Here is a 9,876-nt window from a genome sequence, read left to right as displayed (position 1 = left end):
GGCGCCGGGTGCGGACGGGGTTCGACCGGCTGGTGGCCGGCGGGTACGCGGTGCTGGCCGGGCAGCGGGTGGGCATGGTGACCAACCCGACCGGGGTGACATCCGATGTGCGGCACGTCGTGGACGTGATGCACGCCGACGACCGGGTCGACCTGGTGGCCGTGTTCGGCCCCGAGCACGGCTTCCGCGGGACGGCGCAGGCAGGCGGCTCTGAGGGGCGGTACGACGACCCGGCGACGGGCCTGCCCGTGTACGACACGTATCTGAAGAGCGGGCAGGAGCTGGCCGACATCTTCGGCGCGGCGGGCGTCGACACGGTCGTGTTCGACATCCAGGACGCGGGCGCGCGCTTCTACACGTACATCTGGACCATGTACGACTGCATGGTCGCGGCCGAGCTGGCGGGGAAACGTTTCGTCGTGCTCGACCGGCCGAACCCGCTCGGCGGCCGCACCGCCATCGGGCCGGTCCTCGACAAGGCGTACGCGACGTTCGTCGGGCGCGAGCCCATCGCGCAGGCGCACGGCATGACCGTGGCGGAGCTGGCCCGGCTGTTCAACGGGGAGTTCCTGGCGCGGCGGCCGGTCGAGCTGGAGACCGTACGGATGGCGGGGTGGCGGCGCCGCGACTTCTTCGACGCGACGGGGCTGCCGTGGGTGCCGCCCAGCCCCAACATGCCGACGCCGGACACGGCGCTCGTGTACGCCGGCACCTGCCTGTTCGAGGGCACGAACCTGTCGGAGGGGCGGGGCACGACCCGCCCGTTCGAGCTGCTGGGCGCGGAGGGCGTCGACCGGCGGTGGGCGGAGGCGGCGAACGCGCTGCACCTCCCGGGAGTGCGGTTCCGGGAGGCGTACTTCACGCCGGTGTTCTCGAAGTTCCAGGGGAAGACGGTCGGCGGGGTGCAGCTCCACGTCCACGACCGGGAGGCGTTCGACCCGGTGCGGACGGGCATCGCGCTGCTGGTGACGGCGAAGCGCGCCTGGAGCGGGTTCGCGTGGCGGGCGGACCGGTGGATCGACAAGCTGACCGGGTCGGCGACCGTGCGGACGCTGATCGACGCGGGCGCGGACACGGACGAGGTCGTGGCCGCCTGGCAGCGGGACCTGGCCGCTTTCAGGGCCGTGCGGCGGCAGTACCTGCTGTACCGGTGAGCCGGTGAGCCGGTGAGGGAGGGAGCGTGCCGCGGCGGCGGCACGCTCCCTCTCCCCCGGGTCAGCGGTGCGACGGGAACTCGACGACCTGCTGGTAGGTCGGCCGGTTCTGCCAGTGGACCGCCGGGTGTGTGATGCCGCCCAGCGCCCGGTGGACGAGCGCGTCCGCGCACCACTGGTCGCCGGCCGCGCAGCTGCCGTCGCCCGGGTACACCTGGGCGGGCGTCAGCGCCGCGGCCTGCGCCAGCGTGTCGAGCAGCGCGGTACGGCAGGCGGACAGGTCGCCGCCGCCGCAGTACGTCCGCGCCAGGGGGCCGGCAACGGGGCGGCCGAGCACCTGCCGCAGGTCCTTGTCGGCGAAGCCCCACCAGCCGTACTGGAACGCCGAGCCGCCGTGCGCGCCCGTCGGGCCGTGCGCGGCGCCCGGCGACTCGTCGATCGACAGGCTCGCCTTCAGCGCGTCGTACAGCTCGGCGCCGAGCCCGGGCCTGAACGCGGCCTCGACCAGCCTCGGCCACCAGGCGTCCATGAGGCGTACGGCGTCGGCGTGCGTGTACGTACGGGAGCCCGCCCGGGTCTCCTTGCGCTGGGCGCCCGCCGCCTGCCAGGCATCCAGCTGCTGGACGGCCGTCGCGAGCCGCGGGTCGGTGACCGGGGCCCTCCGGATGACCGCCAGCAGCTCGGGCAGGAGCTGTTCGCCGCGCAGATCCGTGACGCCCGCCTCGGCCATGGCCCGCGTGAGCGAGGCGCGGGTCACGCCGCCGGCCTGGACGAGGCGTTTCACGCGCTGGTCGAGGAGGTCGCCGCGGTGGACGGAGCCGAAGCCGAACGCGGCCGTCCCGTAGCCCTTGGCCTGCCGGTTGTTCCAGGAGATGTAGTAGTCCTGGCCGATGGACTGCGGGTGCTCCGCGAACGGTATGTACGCGGCGGTGTTGGCGGCCGGGTCGAAGCCCTGCCACTCGTACGCCTGCCGCGCGTGGACGGGGAGCGCGGGGTCGACGCCGGCGGCGCGGACCGGGTTGGCGCCGCTGTTGTAGAAGGCGGCGTCGCGGGAGTCGGCGTAGAACCAGTTGAAGGCGTAGCCGATGTGGTGGACGGCCTGCTGGAAGCTGCGGGCGTCGGTCACGGCGGACGGGTCGTTGAGCATCTGGAAGCCGATGATGGAGTCGGCCTCGTGGCGGTAGGTGGAGCGCAGCGAGGTGTACGCGACGGGCTTGCCGCCGATCGTGGCGCGGTGCGTGACGATGCCGTAGTGGGTGCGCCACACCTGCATGCGGTACGAGCCTTCGGCGGTGGAGTCGGCGACGGTCGGCTTCCAGGCGTTGCGCTTCTCCAGCTTCTCCATCGGCACGCACGCGCCGCGGTAGAGGTAGTGGACGTCGTCCTGGCACAGCTCGACGGCGTACGTGTCGGTGATGTCCTGGGCGGCGGACGTGGCGGACCAGGCGTAGTCCTCGCCGCGGCCCATCTGGACGTACATGCCGACCCCGGCGAAGGAGACACCGCGTGCGGCGATGCCGGGGCCCTGGAGTTCCTGGAGCATCAGGAGCTGCGGCGCGAAGTAGCCGGTCTGCGGGCCGAACACGGCGACCGGATGGCCGCTCGCGGTGTGCGCGCCGGACACCAGGAGGGCGTTGGACATGCCCTTCTTCGGGTCGAGGGACGCCGGGTCGAGTACGCCGTCGTCGTACATGCCCTGGGCGGGCTTCAGCGCGTCGGGGACGGCGATCTCGGCCTTGGCGCCGGTGCCGGCCGAGCCGGTGCGGTCGTACACGAGCTGCTCGGCGCGTACGGAGCCGGGGTCCGGGAGCGCGGTGCCGCGCGGGTCGTCGGGCTTCCGCGCGTACGGGAAGGAGGTGCCGTCGTGGACGGTGAGGACGGCCTCGGGGTCGTCTCGCTGCCGGAACGACTCCCAGACGCGGGTGCCCTCCTCGACGCCGTACTTGCGCTGCGCGGCCAGCAGGGACAGGGCGGCCTGCACCTCGCCGCCTCCGCCGCCGCCGAACTGGCCGCCGACGACGGAGGCGATGGAGATAAGGTCGGTGAGCTTGAAGGGCCGGATCTCGCCGGCGTTGGTGATGGCGTCGACGTGGCCGGTGAGGACGTACTCGCCCGGGAAGTAGCGGCCGTCCTTGGCCTTGCGGATGTAGGCGTTGATGCCGTCCACGTACGCCTGCGCGTCGGCCATGGCCTGTTCGCCGCGTGCGCCGTTGGCGGCGCGGATGTACGCGATCTGCGCCTCGTAGTCGGCCTCGGTGTACGGGGCCTGCGGCCAGAACTGCTGTTCCAGGCCCTGGTTGGCGAGGGCGCCGCCCGCGAACGGGGTCAGCTCGCCGCGGCCGATGTGGCGGAACAGGTCCATCATCCACAGCCGGTCCTGGGCGGCGGCGTATCCGGCGCCGAACTCGGTGCCGTAGCGGGTCGTGCCCTTGATGTGCGGGACGCCGGTCTTCTTGTCGCGCGTGATCGTGACGTCGTCGCGGGGGCGGGTCACGGACTCGACCTGGTCGGCGGGGACGCCGAATGAGGAGGTGGTGAAGAAGTCGGTGAGCTTGGCGTCGGTGAGGCCGCCGTAGCCGTGCACGAGGGCGTCGTAGCGGCCGAGTTGGTCGGAGCTGTGGGCGGGCCGGGTGCCGAAGACGCGGTGGGCGAGGATGTCGGCGAGGGTCGCGTTGCCGTTCTGGCCGGGCGGGAGGATCTCGGCGCACCGGCCCTGGCAGTGGTCGGCCGCCGTGACGGTGACGGCGGGTGCGGCTGCGTCACGGGCGGTGGCGGGTGCGGTGGCGGGTGCGGTGGTGGCGGGTTCCGCGCGGGCGGCGGCCTGGGGTGCCAGGAGGCCGGCGGCCAGGGCGAGTACGGCGGCGGCCGTGACGCCTCTGAGCCGGCTGGTCGGGGTGTGGCGTCGTCGCATCGGGGCTCCTCGGTGGGGCGAGGCGGACGAGCCGGAGGTTACCGACGGTATGCCGTGTCGGTAAGATGAGTGGCCGTCACTTTTTCAGAAATCGCCGCACCGAACGTCACTCGCCGCCCCTCCGTATCACTGAGGGGGCGTACGGGTAATGGGGTCCATCCGTTTTCCGATGGAGCCGGAGCGGGCACCCGTACGTCTCTTCATCGACGCCGAAGTACCCAGCGACGGAGGTGCGGAGCGATGGCCGGTTTCCGAAGTCTCGCCAGACAGGTACGCGACCCGCGGTGCGATCCGGCACTGCGGCGGTACTCGTTGCGCAAGTGCCTGGAGCGGTTCGCCCCGTACGGGCACCGGGCGACCTGGCACCATCTGTGCACCCGGCACCGGTTCGGTCCTGAGGACCGGGACGCCGATCCGGCGCGGCTGGTGGCCGCGCTGGAGGAGTTGGAGGAGGCGCGGGCCGTGTGGCTCGCGTACGAGAGGGAGTTCGCGGAGCGGCGGCGCCGCGAGAAGCACCTGGGGCTGCGCCGCCCGGGAGCGGTGGACGACTGGCACCGGCGCACCTGGGGCGGCAACGGGGTGGCGCGGTGCGTCGACCCGGAGGCGCATCCGGGGCTTCCGCTGGGCGAGGCGCTGCGGCGGCTGATCGCGGCCCTGGAGTCGGCGCCGGGCGCGCGGTGCCCGGTGTGCGGCGGCGCGCGGTTCGTGTGGCGGGACGCCTCCGGGTGCGGGCCGGTGTGTACGGGCTGCGGGGTCGTGGTGCCCGCGCCCGTGCTGACGGACGAGGCGCTGTCGGCGGCCCGCCGCAGCGCGGTGCGCGGTGACGGGGCGCGGGAGCTCGCGGCCGTGGGGTGAGCGGCGGGGGGTCGGCGCCGAGGTGTGGCGGACGGGGTGTGAACGGGGGCGCACTCCCGCGCCGGCGTGACCGTAGCAGCCGGAAAATCCGGTGGGCGAGCGAATTCGGCGCGGCGACAGTGGCGTTTGACACCGTACGACGACCACGTGAGGAGCCCCGCCATGTCCACTCTGCGGGTCACGGCAGAACTGCTGACCGTCCACGAGCATCCGAACGCGGACGCACTCGAACTGGCCCAGGTCGGCCTGTACCGGGCGGTCGTCGCGAAGGGCGCCTATCGCAGCGGAGACGCCGCGGTCTACATCCCCGAGCAGGCGGTGCTGCCGCCGGACCTCATCGACGAACTGGGCCTGACCGGGCGGCTGGCCGGGAAGGACAAGGACCGCGTGAAGGCCGTACGGCTGCGCGGCGAGCTGTCGCAGGGCATCGTCTGCCGGCCGCGGGCACTCGCGGACGTCGACCTCGCCGCCGCCGCGGCCGACGGCACGGACTTCGCGGAGCGGCTCGGCATCACGAAATGGGTGCCGCCGGTCCCCACCTCCATGAGCGGCGACGTGGACCCGGCGCCGGATCTGCTGCCATGGGGCGACGTCGAGAACATCCGGCGCTACCCGGACGTGTTCGCGCCGGGCGAGCCCGTGGTGCTGACGGAGAAGGTGCACGGCACGGCCTGCCTGATGACGTACCACGCGGACGACGGCCGGGTGCTGGTGTCGTCGAAGGGGTTCGGCGCCAAGGGCCTGGCCCTGCGCGAGGACCCGCGCAACCTGTACTGGCGGGCGGTGCGCGGGCACGGCGTCCCGGCGGCCGCCGCGCGGCTCGCGGCGCGGTTCGGCGCGACCAGGGTCGGCGTGTTCGGCGAGGTGTACGGGGCGGGGGTGCAGGACCTGGCGTACGGCGCGGACGGGCGCGGTGACACGCTCGGCTACGCGGTGTTCGACGTGTCCGTGGAGGTCGCGGGCCAGGTGCGCCGCCTGGACGCCGAGGAGCTGCACGGTGTCCTGGACGGCGAACTGCCCCTCGTACCGCTCCTGTACGCGGGCCCGTACGACATCGCGAAGGTGCTGGAGCTGGCCACGGGGCGCGAGACGGTCTCGGGGCGGGAGCTGCACCTGCGGGAGGGCGTCGTGATCCGGCCGGCCGCCGAGCGGTACAGCCCGGTGGTCGGCGGCCGCGCCATCGCGAAGGCGGTGAGCCCCGCGTATCTGACGCGCAAGGGCGGCACGGAGTTCGAGTAACGCTAGGGAGTGCCGCTCGTGGTCTCGTCCGTACGGCGGCGCTCCGGCAGGAGGCGGGAGCCGGCCAGGCGTGCGCCGATGGCGTCGTCGGGGTTGGACAGCACACAGGTGTCCAGGGACAGGCAGCCGCAGCCGATGCAGTCCGTGAGGTGGTCGCGCAGCCGGCTGAGCTGCTGGATGCGGGCGTCCAGCTCCGAGCGCCAGGCGTGCGAAAGGCGCGCCCAGTCCTCGCGCGTGGGCGTGCGCTCGTCGGGCAGCTCCGACAGGGCGTCGCGGATGGTGGCGAGCGGGATGCCGACGCGCTGCGCGGCCCGGACGAAGGCGACACGGCGCAGCGCGTCCCTGCTGTAGCGGCGCTGGTTGCCGCTGGTGCGGCGGCTGGCGATCAGGCCCTTGGACTCGTAGAAGTGCAGGGCCGAGACGGCCGCACCGCTGCGCGCGGAGAGCTGGCCGACGGTGAGCTCATGGATCTTCTCTGGAATCTGCGGCACCCGTCGAACCCTACTGGTCCGTTGACAGGCGACCCCAGGGACAGCATGCTAAGCAGTCGCTTAGAGATGTTTCCGACGGCGACCGACGGACCGACGGACCGAGGGACGAGGGAGCAGGGATGGCAGAGCCGAGGATCTTCACATCGGCCGACGAGCTGCGAGGCGCGATCGGTGAGCCGCTGGGCCCCAGCGACTGGCTGGACGTGGACCAGAAGCGGATCGATCTGTTCGCCGAGGCCACCGGCGACCATCAGTGGATCCACGTCGACCCGGAGCTGGCGGCGGCCGGCCCGTTCGGGACGACGATCGCGCACGGCTATCTCACGCTGTCGCTGCTGCCCGCGCTGGTGCCGCAGGTGATGCTGGTCGAGGGCATGAAGATGGGCCTCAACTACGGCACGAACAAGGTGCGGTTCCCCGCGCCCGTGCCGGTGGGCTCGCGGCTGCGCGCGACCGCCGCGCTGAAGGAGGTCACGGACGTCGGCGGGGGCGGCGTACAGGTGACGGCCGTGGTGACGGTGGAGCGTGAGGGCGGCGAGAAGCCGGTGTGCGTGGCGGAGTCGGTGTCCCGCTACTACTTCTGACCGGGCGCTGATTCCGCCTGGTCCCGGTTCCGCGCCGCGCCCACCATGCGCAGGACGAGGCCGGCGTACAGCTCGCCGACCTCGTCCGGCGTGCGGCGGCCCTTGACGTTGAACCAGCGCGCCACGTCGATGCAGAGCGACAGGACGGCGACGGTCGTGCCCGGCACGTCCGGGACGTCGAACTCGCCCGCCGCGACGCCCTCCTCGATGATGCGGCGCACGGCGGCGTCGCTGCGGCGGCGCAGCGCCACGATCTCGTCGCGGTGCTCGGGGCGGAGCGCGTCGAGCTCGTACTGGACGACGCGGGCGGTGGTGTACCGCCCGGCGTGCCAGCGCACGAAGGACCGTACGGCGCCGGCGAGCCGCTCGGCGGCGGTGCCGGGCGCGCCGGCGGCGCCCTCCAGGATCTCCAGGGCCTTGACGTGCCCGATGCGGCTGATCCGGTGGAGCAGCTCTTCCTTGGTCTTGTAGTGGATGTAGAGCGCCGCGGGGCTCATCCCGGCGCGGCCCGCGATGTCGCGGGTGGTGGTGGCGTGGTAGCCGCGCTCGGCGAAGGCGTCGACCGCGGCTTCGAGCAGCCGTCGCGCCGCCTCGGGCGTGACCTCGTCCCACGGCGTCTCGTCGCCGCCGGCCGTCTCCTCCGCCGCCGTACCCATCGTTCCACTCGCCCCTTTCCGTACTGCAGGACGAACACCATACCGCGACGGTGAGCAAGCGCTTAGAGCATCAGAACGCGGAGACGCCGGTGAGCGCGCGGCCGATGATCAGCTTCTGGATCTGGCTCGTGCCCTCGTACAGGGTCATCACGCGCGCGTCCCGCAGCAGCTTCCCGACCGGGTACTCGTCGATGTAGCCGTAGCCGCCGAAGACCTGGAGCGCGTTGCCGGCGCAGCGTACGGCGGCCTCGGACGCGAACAGCTTGGCCTGGGACGCGGCGGTGGCGAACTCCTCGCCCCGGTCGACGAGGTCGGCCACCCGCCAGGTCAGCAGCCGCGCCGCTTCGACGTCCACGGCGATGTCGCTGATCAGCTCCTGGACGAGCTGGTGCGCGGCGATCGGCCTGCCGAACTGCTCGCGCTCCCGCGCGTAGCCCACGGCCGCGTCGAGCGCCGCCTGCGCGATGCCGACGCAGCCGGCGGCGACGGACATGCGGCCCTTGGCGAGGGCGGACATGGCGACGGCGAAGCCCTTGCCCTCGGGACCGAGCAGCGCGCCGGCGGGGACGCGGACGTCCTGGAGTACGAGCTCGGCGGTGGCCTGGCCGCGCAGGCCGAGCTTGCCGTGCACGGGGCGGCGGGTGAGGCCGGGGGTGTCGGCGGGCACCAGGAAGGCGGAGATGCCCCGGTGGCCCGGCGTGTCGCCGGTACGGGCGAAGAGCAGGACGACGTCCGCCCAGGTGCCGTTGGTGATGAACATCTTGGACCCGTTGATCACCCAGTCGCCGTCGGCGCCGCCATCGCCGCCGCCCTGCCGTACGGCGCGGGTGGCCAGGTTCGCGGCGTCGGAGCCGGTGCCGGGCTCGGTGAGCCCGAAGCAGCCGAGGGCGTCGCCGGAGGTGAGCCGGGGCAGCCAGGCGCGCTTCTGGGTCTCGTCGCCCCAGGCGGCGATCGTCTTGGCGACGAGCCCGAGCGACACCGAGACGATGCCGCGCACCGAGGAGTCGCCGCGCCCCAGCTCCTCGGTGACCAGGCAGTACGCGAGGTGGTCGCCGCCCGAACCGCCGTACTCCTCGGGGACGGTGAGGCCGAGGAAGCCGAGCGCGCCGAGCTTCTTCACGATCGCCCGGTCGACGCTCTCGGCGCGGTCCCAGGCGGCGGCGTAGGGGGTGACCTCGCGCCGTACGAAGTCCTCGGCGAGACGGCGGACGGCCGTCTGCTCCTCGCTCAGCTCCAGATCCACCACGGCCTCCCTTTAATTATCACCGCTAGTTTTGTTGGGGCAGCCCTACTATGAGCCGCATGGCCAGACCGCGCAAGCCCCTCCTCAGCCGAGACCGCATCGTCGCGGCGGCGGCCGCCCTGGTGGACGCGGAGGGCCTCGACGCGGTCTCGACCCGCCGGCTCGCCGCCGAACTCGGCGTCAGCGGCCCGTCCCTGTACAACCACTTCCGGACGAAGGACGAGATCCTGGAGGCGGTGGCGGACGCGGTGAGCGCCCAGGTCGACCTGTCGATGTTCGACGAGGGCGACGCCCGCGACTGGCGCACGGCACTGCACGACTGGGCGGTCTCCTACCGGGCCGCCCTGTCGGCCCACCCGAACATCGTGCCCGTGCTGGCGCGCGGACCCGGGCGGCGCCCGGCGGGGCTGCGGGTCGCGGACGCCGTGTTCGGCGCGATGGTCCGGGCGGGCTGGCCGGCGGCGCAGGCCACGTACATCGGCGCGCTCATGCGGTACTTCATCACGGGCTCGGCGCTCGGCTCGTTCGCGCGCGGCTTCGTGGACGACGCGACGGCGTACGACCCGGCCGACTACCCGCACCTGGGCCGGGCGCACCTGCTCGCGGAGCACCAGGAGCAGGTCGACGAGGGCGCCTTCGAGACGGGCCTGCGGGCCCTGCTCGACGGGCTCGCGGTGCAGTACGCGGCGCTGGAGGAGCGGCGGCACGGCGCGGCGGGGCGCGGTGGGTCGGCGCGGGGTGGG

Annotated in this window: 9 protein-coding genes; 5 read left to right on the top strand and 4 right to left on the bottom strand. The window is 73.2% G+C overall.

The annotated features are described in order from the left end of the window. Positions 1-1,154, top strand: a 1,154-nt coding sequence (locus tag HTZ82_RS05405) for an exo-beta-N-acetylmuramidase NamZ domain-containing protein (RefSeq protein ID WP_254711638.1), incomplete at its 5' end; no start/stop codon positions are given. Between the two features lie 61 nt (positions 1,155-1,215). Here HTZ82_RS05405 and HTZ82_RS05400 read toward each other — a convergent pair. Continuing rightward, positions 1,216-4,065 (bottom strand): penicillin acylase family protein, encoded by a 2,850-nt coding sequence (locus HTZ82_RS05400; RefSeq protein ID WP_175408117.1) that lies wholly within the window; start codon positions 4,063-4,065, stop codon positions 1,216-1,218. 240 nt (positions 4,066-4,305) lie between these two features. Between HTZ82_RS05400 and HTZ82_RS05395 the strand changes: the two genes are divergently transcribed. Both HTZ82_RS05395 and HTZ82_RS05390 read left to right on the top strand, forming a co-directional pair. Continuing rightward, a complete protein-coding gene (locus HTZ82_RS05395) occupies positions 4,306-4,920 on the top strand; it encodes a hypothetical protein (protein ID WP_175408116.1) in 615 nt (204 codons plus the stop codon). Between the two features lie 162 nt (positions 4,921-5,082). Next, positions 5,083-6,159, top strand: a complete 1,077-nt coding sequence (locus tag HTZ82_RS05390) for an RNA ligase (ATP) (RefSeq protein ID WP_175408115.1) — start codon at positions 5,083-5,085, stop codon at positions 6,157-6,159. A gap of 2 nt (positions 6,160-6,161) precedes the next feature. Here HTZ82_RS05390 and soxR read toward each other — a convergent pair whose 3' ends face one another. Continuing rightward, on the bottom strand, positions 6,162-6,650 hold the full coding sequence (gene soxR, locus HTZ82_RS05385) for a redox-sensitive transcriptional activator SoxR (protein ID WP_175408114.1): 489 nt from the start codon (positions 6,648-6,650) through the stop codon (positions 6,162-6,164). Positions 6,651-6,769: 119 nt separating this feature from the next. Between soxR and HTZ82_RS05380 the strand changes: the two genes are divergently transcribed. Further along, the gene (locus HTZ82_RS05380) at positions 6,770-7,234 is read left to right on the top strand and encodes a MaoC family dehydratase (RefSeq protein ID WP_175408113.1); all 465 of its coding nucleotides are present in this window, start codon (positions 6,770-6,772) and stop codon (positions 7,232-7,234) included. Here the strand turns inward: HTZ82_RS05380 and HTZ82_RS05375 are convergent. Then, entirely contained in the window at positions 7,225-7,890 is a 666-nt protein-coding gene (locus HTZ82_RS05375; RefSeq protein ID WP_175408112.1) for a TetR/AcrR family transcriptional regulator, read from the bottom strand. The genes HTZ82_RS05380 and HTZ82_RS05375 overlap by 10 nt on opposite strands. A 70-nt stretch (positions 7,891-7,960) precedes the next feature. Beyond that, positions 7,961-9,133: an acyl-CoA dehydrogenase family protein gene (locus HTZ82_RS05370; RefSeq protein WP_175408111.1), complete on the bottom strand. Its 1,173-nt coding sequence runs from the start codon at positions 9,131-9,133 to the stop codon at positions 7,961-7,963. A 59-nt stretch (positions 9,134-9,192) separates the two neighbouring features. Here HTZ82_RS05370 and HTZ82_RS05365 point away from each other — a divergent pair. Further along, a partial coding sequence (locus HTZ82_RS05365) for a TetR/AcrR family transcriptional regulator (protein ID WP_254711637.1) occupies positions 9,193-9,876 on the top strand: 684 nt, incomplete at its 3' end.

It is taken from the genome of Streptomyces sp. TRM64462, assembly GCF_013362995.1.
Classification (GTDB): domain Bacteria; phylum Actinomycetota; class Actinomycetes; order Streptomycetales; family Streptomycetaceae; genus Streptomyces.
Note: the sequence above shows the minus strand (reverse complement) of the source record. Positions and strands in the feature narration are given on the sequence as shown.